Raw genomic sequence first — 14,811 nt, 5'->3', positions numbered from 1 at the left:
CCGCCGGACTGGCTCCGCAGCTACTACGTTAGTTGGGGGGTCAGGCTACTTTAAGCCCCTCCTTCTCCGCACTGTCGAACTGAGCTTCTTCCGTCGACCCTGTCAAGGCTGTCGTAGAAGATTGGCCTCCTTCGATGGCTTGCGTAACGGCATCAAAATAGCCAGTACCCACTTCACGCTGATGTTTAACCGCTGTAAACCCTAAATCGGCGGCAGCAAACTCTTTCTGTTGCAGCTCGACAAAAGCGCTCATTTGCCGGCGGGCGTACCCGTGCGCCAATTCGAACATACCGTAATTCAGGGCATGGAAGCCCGCCAAGGTAATGAACTGGAATTTATAACCCATGGCGCCGAGTTCACGCTGGAACTTGGCTACCGTAGCATCATCCAGGTTCTTTTTCCAGTTGAACGATGGCGAACAATTATAGGCCAACATTTTTCCGGGGAATTGGCGATGGATGGCTTCAGCGAATTGACGTGCATATTCCAGATTGGGCGTCGAGGTTTCGCACCATAACAAGTCGGCATAAGGCGCATACGCCAACCCACGGGAAATCCCCTGCTCAATACCTGGACGCGTGCGGAAGAAACCTTCCACAGTGCGCTCGCCGGTAATGAACGCCCTGTCGTTTTCGTCGACGTCGCTGGTGACCAGATCGGCAGCGTCAGCATCAGTACGCGCCAACAATAACGTGGGGACATTCAATACGTCGGCTGCCAACCGGGCTGAAACAAGCTTGGCCACTGCTTCCCGTGTGGGCACCAGCACCTTGCCGCCCATATGACCGCATTTCTTGACCGATGCCAGTTGATCTTCGAAGTGCACGCCTGCGGCGCCCGCTTCGATCATGGCCTTCATCAGCTCGAACGCATTCAACACACCACCAAAACCCGCCTCGGCATCAGCAACGATAGGGGCAAAATAATCCAGGTAGCCTTCGTCGCCCGGATTTTTTCCTTCCATCCACTGGATCTGGTCGCAACGCGTCAACGCATTATTGATGCGGCGTACTACCTGCGGTACCGAATTGGCGGGATACAAGGACTGATCCGGATACATTTCACCAGCGCCGTTGGCATCACCTGCCACTTGCCAACCCGACAGATAAATAGCTTTCAACCCCGCCTTGACTTGCTGCATGGCCTGGTTGCCGGTTAATGCACCCAACGAGTTAACAAACGGCTCGGAGTGCAACAAATCCCACAGCTTTTCAGCGCCGCGCCGTGCCAGCGTATGCTCGACCACCACGGAACCGCGCAAGCGGACGACCTCTTCGGCGCCATAACCGCGCTTGATGCCTTGCCAGCGAGTATCTTCAGCCCAGTTTTTTTGCAAATTGCGAATTTCGTTTTCTCGTGTGCTCATGATGCTATTCCTTGTAAAGTAAAACCAAAAAGAAATGGGAAACCATGGAGAAAAGTCTACGCTCTTGCTGCAGGGCAAAGAACCCTTATGTCTTATATAAGACAAAAAATATATCACATACAAATCAATGAATTACAATTTTCATTTTATGATGTGAAATTATATTTTTCGCTGTGAAATCGTTTATCTTGCAACGCAACAACGAGATTTCATATGGCAAAACAGTATTTTCATAATATGAAATCTTGACCGACTCAAGGTACAATAAACTCTTTTATGTCTGCTTAATCGGCTTTTGCCATGTCTGATCCTATTCTTGCCAACGCCCCTTTGGGCCAGGATGTGTCTTATCCCGACGCATACAATCCCGCCCTGCTCTTTCCTATTGACCGCAGCACCAACAGGGAAAAGCTGGTTATTCCTCATCAATGGTTCGGCGGCGATATCTGGAACGCCTATGAAATGTCATGGCTCAATCCCAAGGGAAAACCGGTGGTCGGCATGGCGCGCTTTACCTTTTCATCCAGCAACCCCAGGCTTATTGAATCCAAATCGTTCAAGCTCTATTTGAATTCGCTCAATGAGGAACGCTTTGAAAACACCGAACAGGTTCGCACGCGTATTGCCCAAGACCTGACTGCCGCCTCTGGTGGACCGGTCATGGTTGAAATGGACACAAGCATCAGCGAAGGCTCGTTCCTATGCCAGCCACTGGAAGGGATTTGCATTGACGATACCGACGTTGAAATTACCGCACATACACCGTCTGCGGGTCTGTTGCGTTGCGTGCCCGACGGCAGCGTCGTTACCGAAACCCTGATGTCCGACCTACTGAAATCCAATTGCCCGGTAACGAGCCAGCCCGACTGGGGTAGCGTACAAATACGCTATACAGGGCCGCAAATCGACCGTGCTGCGTTGCTTGAATATATTGTCTCGATGCGCCGTCATAATGAATTTCACGAGCACTGTGTAGAACAAATATATTGCCATATCTGGGAGGCCTGTCAGCCGCAATCCCTATTGGTATATGCGCGCTATACACGCCGTGGCGGCCTGGACATCAACCCTTGGCGCAGCAGCGGTCCAGCCGAAGTCAGCCAGGTCCGCACCCCAAGGCAATAAGCGATTCAGGCGTTAGCCGGCCGCATCGTGGCACTGTGGCTGGCAGATCGGGCGACCCACAAAGCCAGCATGGCTGCCACACCAAAACCAGTGGCGGCGCCGAACCACGGCCCCTGGACAAAACCTGCGTCCAGCATCAGGCCAAAGCCGACCGGCGCCAGCGACGAACCGACATCCATACCGGAATAAACCAGCCCATAGACGGTGCCGGTCGCCCCTTTGGGGGTAACACGCCGAATAAGCATATCGCGCGATGGTGCCGAGACGCCGGAGCAAAACCCCGCCAGGCCAACCAGGCCCATGGCAAAAGATGGCGGCACGGCGCCATACGCCAACACAACCAGCAGAAGTCCGGCAAGAACCAGGGAGATCGCCACGGTGCGTTCTGTGTTCGGTGTAGCGCTTACCAGGAAGCCGCCAACCAGCATACCCAAAGCCGCCGCCACCATATAGGCCGACAACGTCGTGCCCGCCATGATCTTGTCGATACCGTACACCCCGCCCAGCATAGGAATAGTGTAATTCTGGACAGCCGACAAGGCCATCGAGGTGAATCCGAAAAAGAGAAAAGCACCCCATAACGCCGGCTGCGCGAGCAAAGTCCTGAGTGTTTGCATCACGGTCTGGTTAGCCAAATCAGGCTGACCGACTGTGTCTGGATCGGCTTTGGCAGGATAGTCGGCAGGCTGTTCCTTAGGCGTATTGGCGCCAGCCAGCAGATTGCGCCCAAACCAAGTCAGCAACAAGACAAAAGCCACCAGGCCCGCCGCAGAAAAAGCGGCGACGCGCCAGTTGGCCCAATAAATGATGGTTGCCATGAAAACCGGCGTCAATGCCCACCCCAGATTGCCTGTCAAGCCATGAGTGCTGAACGCATGACCAAGCCGATGGGCGCTGATCCTATGGTTCAGTATGGAAAAATCCACGGGATGGAAAACGGAATTACCGATGCCGCCAATAACAGCGGCCAACAGCAGCACTGGATACCCATTGGACACAGCGATCAAGATACCCGAAGCGATAAAACAGCTGAGCCCAAACCGTAGTACCGGCGCAGCCCCGATACGATCGACCACGAATCCCGACGATGCCTGGCCTAAACAAGACACAAGGAAGAACGCCGACGCCAGCAAACCCAGCTTAACGAAGTCATAACCGTATTCGTGAGCCAATGAAAGGTATAGGAGCGGCAACACTAACTGAAAAAAATGCGAGCTGGCGTGCACCACGCCAACCAGACTGATGGTCAGCCACTCCCTGCGTTTCTGGCCGGGGAGCTCGGGCGTGTAATCGAGCGTTGCGGAAGCCATGCCAAACCCTTCTTGTCTAAACTGATACGCTTATTTTGATATTGAATCTGCGCGCCAGCGTGCAGATCCCGTCTATGTCGAGCGGCTGCCCTTATCGCGGATCTCGGGCCAGGCCCGACGCAGGTAATAGCACATTGACCAAACCGTCAAAATAGCGGCTATTACGATAAGAATCTGCCCCAACAACTGGGTGGAGACCCCGTACAGTGGTTGCCAGTAAAGCAGGCAAGGAATGGCGACCATCTGGGCGGCAGTCTTGAATTTGCCGAGCCTGTGTACGGCAACACTGCCGCTGGCGCCGATTTTCGCCATCCATTCGCGCAAGGCGGATATCGTAATTTCGCGGCCGATAATCACCAAGGCAATAAATGAGTCTACGCGATTCAGGTCCAAAAGGATCAGCAGCGCCGCGCACACCATCAGCTTATCGGCAACCGGGTCCAGGAACGCGCCAAAAGACGATGTCTGGTTCCAGCGCCGGGCCAGCCAGCCATCGAACCAGTCCGTCAGGGCGGCAATAATAAAGGCAAGCGCGCCCACCATATCGCGCACCGGAACTGAAATCCAGTCCGACGGGATATAGAAAAGCCCCACAAGCAGCGGGATCATGGCAATGCGCAGCCAAGTCAGGGCGATAGGTAAATTGAATGGCATAGGTTGAATACTACCTTATCGGAGCGCTTGATAGATACGTTCGGCCAGATCTGCCGAAATACCATCCACCGAACGCAGATCGTCAATGCTGGCGTCCACGACCCCAGAAAACCCGCCAAAACGCGCGAGCAATTTTTGCCGGCGCTTGGCGCCCACCCCTTCGATTTCTTCCAGGCGCGACACATTACGCGACTTGGCGCGCTGCGCACGCATACCCGTAATCGCGAACCGATGAGCCTCGTCGCGGATTTGAGCCACCAGCATGAGCGCTGCGGATTCTATACCCAATGCGACCGATGCGCGCCCATCCACAAACACCAACGTTTCCAGGCCCACCTTGCGCCCTTCGCCTTTCGACACACCCACAATGGTATGGGTATCAAGGCCCAGCTCTACAAAAACCTGGCGGGCGATCTCGACCTGGCCTTTGCCCCCATCGATTAGAACGATATCAGGCATTTCCGCCTGGCTATCCGCCACCCTGCTAAAACGGCGGGTCAGCACCTGGCGCATGGCAGCATAATCGTCGCCTGGCGTAATGCCGGCAATGTTGTAGCGCCGATACAGGGATGGCTGCATATCATGATGTCGGTAGATGACACAGGAAGCCTGGGTCGCTTCCCCCGCCGTATGACTAATGTCGAAACATTCGATATGCAACGCGTCTAGCGCCGCTTCGTCTGTATCAAGCTCCAGTACCGACGCCAGGGCCAGTGTACGGGCAGCACGCGCGCTGGATTCGGTCAGCAAGCGCGCCAGCGCCAGCTCGGCATTTTTTGCGGCCTGTTCCAGCCACGTCTTTCGGATGCCTTGAGGCCTGGTAAGCACCCTGGCCTTGACGCCAGTCTGCTCGGCCAGCAGTCCGATAAGGTCCGGATCGGACAATACATGCGAACAGACCAATACCGCGGGCATACTGCTTTCCATGTAATGCTGGCCTACAAAAGCAGCCAGGACATCGCCGGGACTATCGTCATTCGTATGCGAAGGAAAGAAAGGCTTGTCGCCCAAATGCCGCCCCCCACGTATCATCGCCAGGTTCACGCACACACGCCCTCCCGCAGATGCCAGCGCGATCACATCGACATCGTCGTTGCCGACTTTTTCCATGGACTGCTGCTGCAAGACCCTGGACAATGCCCCCATCTGATCGCGCAATACCGCCGCCTGCTCGAATTCCAGCGCCTCGGAAGCTGTGCGCATACGCGCTTCGATGTCGTGCATAACATCCTTCGCGTGACCGTCAAGGAATTGCACGGCACGTTCGACATCGGCCTGGTAATCGTCGGCGGAAATCAGATTGACGCAAGGCGCCGAACATCGGCCAATTTGATGCAGCAGGCAAGGTCGAGAACGATTCGCGTAAACGCTGTCTTCGCAAGTCCGTAATCGGAACACCCGTTGCAGAATCTGAATGGTTTCGCGCACAGCCCACGCGTTGGGATAAGGGCCGAAATAGCGCCCTTTGCCGCTGGTGCTGCCACGATAGTAGGCAATGCGTGGAACCTGATGGCCACTTAGCATCAGGTATGGGTATGACTTATCGTCCCGGAAAAGAATGTTGTAACGAGGCTTAAGCCGCTTGATCAGATTGTTTTCCAGCAGCAACGCCTCGGCTTCCGAGCGCGTAACCGTGACCTCAAGGCGTACCACCCGCGCCACCATATGGGCGATGCGGGGGCTGTCTGGCGTTTTCTGAAAATACGAATTCACCCGCTTTTTCAGATCGCGCGCCTTGCCTACATACAGCACCTCCCCTTGTGCATCGATATGCCGATACACACCGGGCAGATGCGGCAGGTCAGCCAGAAACGATTTGAGATTGAAGTCGTCGGGCATATTGATAGCGTTCATCGGCTTGCAGGGCATCCCAAGACTGGGCCGGCTTTTGCGGCATCAGGCGTCGTATGCGCTGTATGGATTCCGGGCTGTGCTCGACCTGCAGGCGGGCAAGCAGGTCATCGGCCATGTCAGGCCGGTTGCATACCAGCACCATATCACAACCCGCACCCAGAGCGGCCTGTGCCCGCGCCAGAATATCGCCGGCCACGGTAGCGCCTTCCATAGTCAAGTCATCGGAAAATACAACGCCGTCATAACCCAGGTCCTGGCGCAGCACTTTTTGTATCCAGTGCGCAGAAAAGCCCGCAGGATGCGGATCGACTTTGGGGTAAATCACATGGGCAGGCATCACCGATGGCAAGACCATATCACCCAGCCATGCATAGGGCGCAGCATCGTCCTGCATAATCTCTTCGAAACTACGCTGATCAACGGGAATTTCGTGATGCGAGTCCGCTTCGACAGCCCCATGGCCGGGGAAATGTTTTCCGCAAGCCGCCATATCGGTATGCATCAACCCTTGTATCAAGGCGCGTGCCAACATGGTGACTACACGCGGGTCCCGGTGGAACGCACGGTTTCCTATGACCTTGCTGACACCGTAATCCAGGTCGAGTACTGGCGTAAAGCTTAAATCCACGCCACAAGCACGCAGCTCTGCCCCAAGGACATAACCGGTTTCCGAAGCCAGGCGCATGGCCGCCAATGAATCTTCCAGCCATAGCTCGCCAAATACGCTCATGGCGGGAATCTCGGTAAAACCGTCGGTGCGAAAGCGTTGCACCCTCCCCCCTTCGTGATCCACAGCGACCAGCAACGGCTCGTCGCGCTCGGCATGAATTGCACGGCACAGATCGGCCAACTGTTCGCGATGATCGAAATTGCGGGCGAAGAGAATGACCCCGCCTACCAAAGGGTTGCGCAAGCGGGCGCGTTCGTGGCTGGTCAACACCGTGCCTTCTACATCGACCATCACCGGTCCAGGCGGCAGGCTTACTCGCGTGTTCTGGGCTGTCATACAGTTTTTCCGTTAATCCTTGGGTATTGGGGGTAGCGTTTCGACCATGACAAATGCCACGACGGTATCGCTTTCATCCGTAATTGAAACATGAGCAGCGCCAAAGCGCTTGTGATACCAACTTGCCAGCGGTTCAGCGAGCTGAACCATAGGCTTTCCGCTGGCTTGGTTCAGTGTTTGCATGCGTGACCATGCCATCGGACTATGCATGCCCAGGCCTATGGCTTTGGAAAAGGCTTCTTTGGCGGCAAAGCGCGAGGCGAGGAAGCGGATGCCGCGTTGCGGATCTCGCAGGTAGCGTCGATGGAATTTTTCAATTTCCTGGGGGCCTAGAATGCGTTGTATGAATTTCTGGCCGTGACGGGCGTACACCTGCTCTATGCGCTCGACCCGCAGGATGTCTACGCCGATGCCGGCGACTTTATCTTGTCCTGCGTGCGGGATCATGTATTCATCCGGTGATTCATTGTTCCATTTCGCCATGAGACGGCTTATGGAATGATACCTTGCCCGGGTAATCGCTGGGGCGCAGAGGCGATTCTTGTTGAGTCAGCTTTGCATTTCTTTTTTGCGTGCCATCGGTACGGACTTGGTTGATTTTTCTTTAACACGCCGTTGGTGCGGTGATGGAGATATACGCTCCTCGTGGCCCGATTCGGCGCCCTGAGCGCCGAACCAGCGCGGCCTGGCTCGTCTGCCCCGTTCGGGGCGCCCTTCACCTACGGCCCGCTGGCTGGCCCCGAACGTCGCGCATATCTCCATCACCGCACCAACGGCTGCGTGAGCTTAATCGGCAAGGTCGCTGGGACGATTGCAATGGCGACAGTGGTAGAAATAACGGTCGTCAATCGCCAGCCTCACGCAAAGATGCCAAGCACGCGGCCCGTCCCAGCGATGTTTCAATCCTTCATGATGCAGCGTGCCAGGTTCTGGGAGGAGGTGTTGCAGCGACTTTCGATGGCGAGCGAGCCGGAAGTGAAGGGCGCCCCGAACGGGGCAGACGAACGAGGCTAAGCGATGTTCGGCGCCGCAGGGCGACGAACCGGCAACGAGGAGCAAAACACCTCCTCCCAGAACCTGGCACGCGGCTTAAGAACAGAAGATATACAAATGCGATGGGATCAGGAACGGTCCTTAGGCCGCTTATCAACAACCCGACGCGCCTTGCCCGTCAACGTGCGCTCCACCATCCCCGACGTCTGCACCATAACGCTGGCCGAAACCCCGATATAAGTCTTCACAGCATGCCTAAGCTTCGCCGCCAACAGCTCACGCTCAGCAGTGCCTAAATGATCGTACTCCTCGCGAACCTCAGTCAAAATCTCCAGCTCATCCAAATTGCCGCTGCGCGTCAATACCAATTGATATTGAGCCGCCAATTCCGGAATCCGTAAAACTACCTCTTCGACCTGTGTCGGAAATAAATTGACCCCACGCACAATCAGCATGTCGTCGCTACGACCGGTAATCTTGCCCATGCGTCGCATGCTGCGCGATGTTGGCGGCAGCAAACGAGTCAGGTCTCGCGTGCGGTAGCGAATCACAGGCATCGCTTCCCTGGTCAGCGATGTAAACACTAACTCGCCCGGCTCGCCATCGGCAACGGGTTCGCCAGTGTCCGGATTAATGATTTCCGGATAAAAATGGTCTTCCCATACGACTGGACCGTCTTTGGACTCGACGCACTCCATAGCCACACCCGGGCCCATGACCTCGGACAAACCATAAATATCCAATGCATCGATACCAGCACGCTGTTCAATATCGTCGCGCATCTGGCCAGTCCATGGCTCCGCGCCAAAAATGCCAATACGCAGCGAGCTGTCTCTGGGATCCATTCCCTGATGCTGCATTTCCTCCAGGATATTGCAGAAATAGGAAGGTGTAACCATGATGATATCGGGCTGGAAATCTTGAATCAATTGCACTTGCTTTTCTGTTTGGCCGCCCGACATCGGCACCACCGAGCAACCCAGCTTTTCAGCGCCGTAGTGCGCACCAAGGCCGCCCGTAAAGAGACCGTAGCCATAGGCAATATGAGCGATGTCGCCGGGGCGCCCGCCCGCTGCCCACATGGATCTGGCCACCAGATCGGCCCAGGTGTCGATATCCTTTGCGGTAGACCCCACTACCGTCGGTTTGCCCGTCGTGCCGCTGGATGCGTGAATACGCAACACCTTCTCGCGCGGAACCGCAAACATCTTGAACGGATAGTTATTGCGCAAGTCTTGCTTGGTGGTGAACGGATAGCGGGAAATATCCGACAACTGCTTCAAGTCGTCAGGATGCACACCCGCAGCATCAAACGCTTTCTTGTAATGTGGCACATTTTCGTAGGCGTGCTTTAGAGACCACTTCATGCGCTCCAGCTGCAATGCTTGCAGCTCGTCCTGACTGGCGTGTTCTATAGGCTCGCGCCCGGCATTCGATGATTTCAACTCAGACATGTTTCGCTCCCGCCTTGTACCTATGTATAGTTAATCAACGGTATCAATCGCCGACAACCTGGCCTTTTATCCGATACGAACGACCGCGAAAGATCGCGATGCGCTTCCCATCCTGGTTAGTGACTTGGACGTCGTAAACTCCTGTGCGCCCTGCCAGCGAATATTCAGCGGCATGCGCCGTCAGTACATCGCCCTCGAACCCCGGCGCCAGGTAATCGATCGAACACCCGGAAGCCACCGTAACCATATTGCGCGAATTGCATGCGAACGCGAAAGTGCTGTCTGCCAGCGCAAAAATAAAACCGCCGTGACATGTTTTATGCCCATTGAGCATATCGGCCCTTACCGTCATGGCCATGCTGGCCTGACCCGGCGCTACAGACACCAAGCGCGCACCAATAGCCTGCGAAGCGGCGTCGCCCTCATACATGACCCGGGCGCTCAGTTCCGCCAGTTCTTGCGGATCGTCGGGCAACTGAAACGACGCGGCAGCGGAACCTGATGGCAAAGAGTTCATTACTGCCCCTTGAAAACGGGTTGGCGCTTGCCCAGAAAGGCTGCAACCCCTTCCGCATAATCTGCTGTAGCGCCCAGTTCGCGCATCAGGTCGCGCTCCAGATCAAGTTGCTCGTCCAGCGAGTTACCCAGGCTCTGATTCAAAGCCCGTTTGGTATAGGCCAACCCTTTAGTCGGCGCAGCCGCAAAATGTGTGGCCAACTCATCAAGCCGGCTCTCGAACAGTTCATCGGCGACGCACTCCCAGATCAACCCCCATTGCGCTGCCTGCTCCGCGCTTAGCTTGTTGCCTAGCAAAGACAGCCCCATGGCGCGCGCGTGCCCGACCAAACGCGGCAATGCATAGGTGCCGCCCGTATCAGGCAGCAATCCGAGGCGACAAAATGGCTGTATGAAGCTGGCCGACTGTTTGGCAATGACGATATCTCCGGCCAAGGCCAAATTAGCGCCCGCACCGGCAGCAACCCCATTGACGCCCACCACAATCGGCATAGGCAAGGCGCGCAAGCTGCGCACCAGCGGTCCATAATATTTGTCTATGGTCTGGCCCAGATCGACGGCATCGGCCCCGCCGCTCATTTCCTGTTCCGATAAGTCCTGCCCCGCGCAAAAGCCGCGCCCCTTTCCGGACAGCACCAACACACGCGCCCCCTGGGCTTGGACGTTGCCCAATGCATCAGCCAACTCGCCATGCATGGAAGCGGTGAAGCTATTGAGCTTATCCGGACGATTCAGCATGATGCGGGCTACAGCGCCATCTAGCGTGTATTCAATACTTTCGTAACTCATCTTGTCCCCTTCTTCATTCGTTGTTATTTATGATCTAGTCGTGCCAGCGGGTTTGCACCACGCGATAACGGTTTGCCACATAGGCGGAGTCGGACAACGCTGCGTTCGCGGCCGGATTGGCGCCAGTTCCGTGGAAATCGCTGAATGCGGCGGTCTGATTGACGAATACGGCGCCGGTCAGGTTCAACGACAATGACACGCCCGCGTGCTCGGCAGCCTTTTGAATTTCCCTGGCGACGGCTTGGTCAGTGGTATAAGCCGACAAGGTCAAAGCGCCATGTTCGACAACCGTCTGGCTAGCCTGCGCGATGCTTGCCTCGGTGGAATCCGTAGCCACCACGAACACAATGGGGCCGAACCATTCGCGCAATATCGCCGGATTCGCGGCGTCTGCCTGCAACAGCAAAGGCGTTTGCACCTGCGCCCCTTCGAACTGCGGATGCGCAAGGCGGCGGCTGTCGGCGAGCACTGGCAAGCCCAGGGCTCTGGCCTCATCGATGCGCTGCAGGGTTCCCGCATTCTGGATCGCCCCCGTCACTTCTACCGCCTTGGCGGGGTCGCCGGTCAGTTTCTCCACTGCCTGAGCCAGGCCGGCTGCCACCTCGTCAAAGCTCATATGCCCTTCAGCAGTCTTGATGCCACCGCGCGGTACATATACGTTTTGCGGCGCCGTGCACATTTGCCCGGAATACAAAGCGAACGAAAAAGCCAGGTTGCGCGCCACGCTTTTAAAATCATCGACCGAGTCGATAATCACCTGATTCACACCCGACTTCTCGGTATAGACCTGGGCCTGCCGGGCGTGGCTTTCAAGCCAGTCACCGTTGATACTGCTTCCAGTGAAGTCAATAAGCTTTACCGCCGGATTCAAAGCCAAAGCCTGCGCCGTATCGTCGCTGGCGTCATGCGCGGCCAACATGACAACATTGGGGTCATACCCTGCATCGACCAGCACTTCACGCGCGATTTTTACCGTAATGGCCAGCGGCAGGATAGCGGAGGGATGCGGCTTGACGATCACCGTATTGCCCGTTGCCAGGCTGGCAAACAGGCCTGGATAGCCATTCCAGGTAGGAAAGGTAGAGCACCCTATAACAAGGCTGATACCGCGCGGCACGATCGTGAACTGCTTTTGCATTTTGATCGGATCGTTCTTGCCCTGCGGCTTCTCCCAGGAAACCAGCCCCGGAATCCGAGCCATTTCCTGCCAGGCGTACGCCACCGCCTCCAGGCCGCGATCCTGCGCATGCGGCCCACCGGCCTGGAAAGCCATCATGAAACCCTGACCCGTGGTGTGCTGCACCGCATAGGCGATTTCAAAACTGTGCTGATTCAAGCGCTTGAGGATTTCAAGAGCAACGCCCACCCAGGCGCGCGGGCCAGCTTCACGCCAGGACTCAAGCGCCTTCTCCGACTGTTCAATAAGCACTGGCGCCGCAACTTGCGGATACCGGACATTAAGTGGGATGCCAAATGGCGACACCTCGCTGCCGACTCGCCCAACGGCGCCTTCCTGCTGCAAGGGGAAGTCGTTACCCTGATAAGCCTCGAACGCCAAACGTCCATCGTCATTGGCAGTTTCGCCATAGACCCGCGGGCTGGGCGATTCTGAAAACGGGCTCCAATAGCCGCGCGTTGCTGCCGCCGAGACAGCCTTTTGAAGAACCTCTTGATGATCGTTGAAATAATCAGTAGACACTGTGCTCACTCCGTTTAAACGCTGTTCCTGATCATCGGGACAGCCATGTATTTTTATATATCAAGCACTTCTCGACAGCGCAGCCGCTATCGAAAAAAGGCTCAGGTTTCCTGGTCAAAATCGATCACCAGCCTATCGGTTACCGGAAAACTTTGACAACATAAAACAAAGCCGCGTGCCACCTCGTAATCTTCAAGAGCAAAGTTGGCGTCCATATCCACCTCGCCTTCGATGACCTTGCAACGACAGCTTGAACACACTCCGCCTTTGCACGAATAAGGCAACTCTATGCCTTGCGCCAGTGCGGAGTCCAGCACGCTGTCCTTGTTTTTCTCTATGTTCAGCGTACGTGTGACTCCGTCCTGTATGACGGTGACTTCGCACATATCGTTGCCCGGAGCCTTGCGGACTTCGTGTCCGGTGCGCAAGGCACGCGGGCCCTTTGGAGAACCGAATAACTCGAATTTGATCCTGGATTTTTCCAAACCCTTATCCATAAGCGCCTGCGTGACCGACTCCGTCATGTCTTGCGGCCCACACACAAAAGCGTAATCAATCAGCGACGGATCCATCCATAAATTAAGCAGTTGCTCAACCTTTTCACCATCCAGCCGGCCGTTGAACAACTCAATATCCTGATGCTCGCGGCTCATGACATACACCAGGGAAAACCGTGTCATATAGCGATTTTTCAGATCCTCGATTTCCTCGCGAAACAACACGGCGGATGAAGCGCGATTGCCAAAGAACAAGGTAAAGCTGCTGTTGGGCTCGGTATCGAGCGCGGTTTTTATCAACGACAAGATGGGGGTAATGCCACTGCCTACCGCAAAAGCCACATAACGGTTCGCATTTTCAGGGGAAAAATCGATCGTGAAGTTGCCGTCCGGCGGCATCACTTCGATAAGCTGACCTGCCTGCAAGTGCTGGTTGGCCCAGCCTGAAAATATGCCGTCGTTCATACGCTTGATAGCGACACGTAATTGCCTGTCACTGGGCGCCGCGCAAATCGAATACGAACGACGCAAATCCTCTCCATCAACATCGGCACGCAAAGTCAGATACTGACCTGGGCGAAATACAAACTTGTCATGTAAATCTCCCGGCACATCGAACGTAACGATCACTGCATCGCGCGTATTCTTGGCAACCGAAGCCACTTTCAATGAATAGAAGTTATTCATACAGCTAATGCGCCTTAAAGTAATCAAAGGGCTCGCCGCAATCATTGCAGCGGTACAAGGCTTTGCAGGAAGTCGAACCAAACTGGCTGATCAAACGCGTATGGCTGGAACCACACAAGGGGCAAGGTACGACCACATCGGAAGCCCCCCTTGTAATCCCCGAGATATTGATCGCTTTCTCCCCAGGCGGCGCGATACCGTAACCTTTGAGCGCTTCGCGCCCTTTAGGCGTCATCCAGTCGGTCGTCCAGGCCGGAGATAGCTGAGTTTGAATCCGTACCTGCTCGACGCCATGCACAAGCAGCGTACTTTTAATATCGGCCGAAATTTCCTGCATGGCCGGGCATCCCGAATAGGTCGGGGTAATGGTCACCACACAGGTATCCCCATCCCAGGCAACATGACGGATCAAACCCAGGTCAACCACCGACAGCACCGGAATTTCGGGATCTGGAACCAGGGCCAGCCATTGCATGACATCGTCAATAACGGGGGTTGCGGTAGTCGCGTTCACCATACGGCTCCTGGATAGGTTCGCGGCAAATGCTGCATTTCGGCAAGGAGATAGCCCAATGCTTCTGTATGACGTCCCGCGATGCCGCCACGATGCGCCAAATGGTTGGCTTCATCAGGCTCGGGAACGTCCAGCGTCGCTTCCAGCAACGTCTGACGCACATGGTCCAGCCAAGCCGGCCACAAACCTGAATGGTGAGGGACTAGCTTGCGCTCAACCAGGGCCTGAACGATCTCATCATCGACGAAAAGTTCGCCAACGAAACGCCAGGCATCGTTCACAGCTTCCTGCATTCTGGCATGGCTTTCTGCCGTTCCATCGCCCAGGCGTATAAGAACATCCGATGA

Annotated in this window: 14 protein-coding genes; 1 reads left to right on the top strand and 13 read right to left on the bottom strand. The window is 55.7% G+C overall.

Translation table 11 applies throughout. The features are described 5' to 3' along the window. Nucleotides 1–40: 40 nt before the first annotated feature. Nucleotides 41–1,366, bottom strand: coding sequence for an isocitrate lyase (gene aceA, locus ABWO67_RS01780; RefSeq protein ID WP_353146677.1), 1,326 nt, complete (start codon nt 1,364–1,366; stop codon nt 41–43). A gap of 300 nt (nt 1,367–1,666) precedes the next feature. On the opposite strand from aceA, the gene queF reads away from it, so the two are divergent. Then, nucleotides 1,667–2,491 (top strand): NADPH-dependent 7-cyano-7-deazaguanine reductase QueF, encoded by an 825-nt coding sequence (gene queF / locus ABWO67_RS01775; protein ID WP_353146675.1) that lies wholly within the window; start codon nt 1,667–1,669, stop codon nt 2,489–2,491. Nucleotides 2,492–2,496: 5 nt separating this feature from the next. Here the strand turns inward: queF and ABWO67_RS01770 are convergent, their stop codons facing one another. The 12 genes from ABWO67_RS01770 to ABWO67_RS01715 form a co-directional block, all read right to left on the bottom strand. Next, a complete protein-coding gene (locus ABWO67_RS01770) occupies nt 2,497–3,801 on the bottom strand; it encodes an MFS transporter (RefSeq protein ID WP_353146674.1) in 1,305 nt (434 codons plus the stop codon). A 72-nt stretch (nt 3,802–3,873) separates the two neighbouring features. Next, a complete protein-coding gene (pgsA, locus tag ABWO67_RS01765) occupies nt 3,874–4,455 on the bottom strand; it encodes a CDP-diacylglycerol--glycerol-3-phosphate 3-phosphatidyltransferase (RefSeq protein WP_353146672.1) in 582 nt (193 codons plus the stop codon). A 15-nt stretch (nt 4,456–4,470) separates the two neighbouring features. Next, on the bottom strand, nt 4,471–6,294 hold the full coding sequence (gene uvrC, locus ABWO67_RS01760; protein ID WP_353146747.1) for an excinuclease ABC subunit UvrC: 1,824 nt from the start codon (nt 6,292–6,294) through the stop codon (nt 4,471–4,473). Further along, complete coding sequence (gene nagZ, locus ABWO67_RS01755) at nt 6,257–7,315, bottom strand: beta-N-acetylhexosaminidase (RefSeq protein WP_353146670.1); 1,059 nt, start codon at nt 7,313–7,315, stop codon at nt 6,257–6,259. Before nagZ ends, uvrC begins: the two co-directional genes overlap by 38 nt. 12 nt (nt 7,316–7,327) lie before the next feature. Continuing rightward, nucleotides 7,328–7,762, bottom strand: coding sequence for a holo-ACP synthase (gene acpS / locus ABWO67_RS01750; protein WP_353146669.1), 435 nt, complete (start codon nt 7,760–7,762; stop codon nt 7,328–7,330). Between the two features lie 674 nt (nt 7,763–8,436). After that, complete coding sequence (gene paaK, locus ABWO67_RS01745) at nt 8,437–9,762, bottom strand: phenylacetate--CoA ligase PaaK (RefSeq protein WP_353146667.1); 1,326 nt, start codon at nt 9,760–9,762, stop codon at nt 8,437–8,439. Nucleotides 9,763–9,805: 43 nt separating this feature from the next. After that, a complete protein-coding gene (gene paaI / locus ABWO67_RS01740) occupies nt 9,806–10,279 on the bottom strand; it encodes a hydroxyphenylacetyl-CoA thioesterase PaaI (RefSeq protein ID WP_353146665.1) in 474 nt (157 codons plus the stop codon). Continuing rightward, nucleotides 10,279–11,067: a 2-(1,2-epoxy-1,2-dihydrophenyl)acetyl-CoA isomerase PaaG gene (gene paaG, locus ABWO67_RS01735; RefSeq protein ID WP_353146663.1), complete on the bottom strand. Its 789-nt coding sequence runs from the start codon at nt 11,065–11,067 to the stop codon at nt 10,279–10,281. The genes paaI and paaG overlap by 1 nt, the downstream gene beginning before the upstream one ends. A 34-nt stretch (nt 11,068–11,101) precedes the next feature. Continuing rightward, on the bottom strand, nt 11,102–12,766 hold the full coding sequence (gene paaN / locus ABWO67_RS01730) for a phenylacetic acid degradation protein PaaN (RefSeq protein WP_353146661.1): 1,665 nt from the start codon (nt 12,764–12,766) through the stop codon (nt 11,102–11,104). 101 nt (nt 12,767–12,867) lie between these two features. Further along, complete coding sequence (gene paaE / locus ABWO67_RS01725) at nt 12,868–13,950, bottom strand: 1,2-phenylacetyl-CoA epoxidase subunit PaaE (RefSeq protein WP_353146659.1); 1,083 nt, start codon at nt 13,948–13,950, stop codon at nt 12,868–12,870. A 4-nt stretch (nt 13,951–13,954) separates the two neighbouring features. After that, entirely contained in the window at nt 13,955–14,467 is a 513-nt protein-coding gene (paaD, locus tag ABWO67_RS01720; protein ID WP_353146658.1) for a 1,2-phenylacetyl-CoA epoxidase subunit PaaD, read from the bottom strand. Beyond that, on the bottom strand, nt 14,461–14,811 hold a 351-nt coding region (locus ABWO67_RS01715), incomplete at its 5' end, for a 1,2-phenylacetyl-CoA epoxidase subunit PaaC (RefSeq protein WP_353146656.1). The genes paaD and ABWO67_RS01715, both read right to left, overlap by 7 nt.

The organism is Pollutimonas bauzanensis (assembly GCF_040393045.1).
Taxonomy (GTDB): Bacteria; Pseudomonadota; Gammaproteobacteria; order Burkholderiales; family Burkholderiaceae_B; genus Pollutimonas; species Pollutimonas bauzanensis_A.
Note: the sequence above shows the minus strand (reverse complement) of the source record. Positions and strands in the feature narration are given on the sequence as shown.

Excerpts from the sequence above, each read along its gene's own strand:
- aceA (WP_353146677.1), bottom strand. The coding sequence starts at position 1,366 with ATGAGCACACGAGAAAACGAAATTCGCAATTTGCAAAAAAACTGGGCT.
- queF (WP_353146675.1), top strand. The coding sequence starts at position 1,667 with ATGTCTGATCCTATTCTTGCCAACGCCCCTTTGGGCCAGGATGTGTCT.
- ABWO67_RS01770 (WP_353146674.1), bottom strand. The coding sequence starts at position 3,801 with ATGGCTTCCGCAACGCTCGATTACACGCCCGAGCTCCCCGGCCAGAAA.
- pgsA (WP_353146672.1), bottom strand. The coding sequence starts at position 4,455 with ATGCCATTCAATTTACCTATCGCCCTGACTTGGCTGCGCATTGCCATG.
- uvrC (WP_353146747.1), bottom strand. The coding sequence starts at position 6,294 with ATGCCCGACGACTTCAATCTCAAATCGTTTCTGGCTGACCTGCCGCAT.
- nagZ (WP_353146670.1), bottom strand. The coding sequence starts at position 7,315 with ATGACAGCCCAGAACACGCGAGTAAGCCTGCCGCCTGGACCGGTGATG.
- acpS (WP_353146669.1), bottom strand. The coding sequence starts at position 7,762 with ATGATCCCGCACGCAGGACAAGATAAAGTCGCCGGCATCGGCGTAGAC.
- paaK (WP_353146667.1), bottom strand. The coding sequence starts at position 9,762 with ATGTCTGAGTTGAAATCATCGAATGCCGGGCGCGAGCCTATAGAACAC.
- paaI (WP_353146665.1), bottom strand. The coding sequence starts at position 10,279 with ATGAACTCTTTGCCATCAGGTTCCGCTGCCGCGTCGTTTCAGTTGCCC.
- paaG (WP_353146663.1), bottom strand. The coding sequence starts at position 11,067 with ATGAGTTACGAAAGTATTGAATACACGCTAGATGGCGCTGTAGCCCGC.
- paaE (WP_353146659.1), bottom strand. The coding sequence starts at position 13,950 with ATGAATAACTTCTATTCATTGAAAGTGGCTTCGGTTGCCAAGAATACG.
- paaD (WP_353146658.1), bottom strand. The coding sequence starts at position 14,467 with ATGGTGAACGCGACTACCGCAACCCCCGTTATTGACGATGTCATGCAA.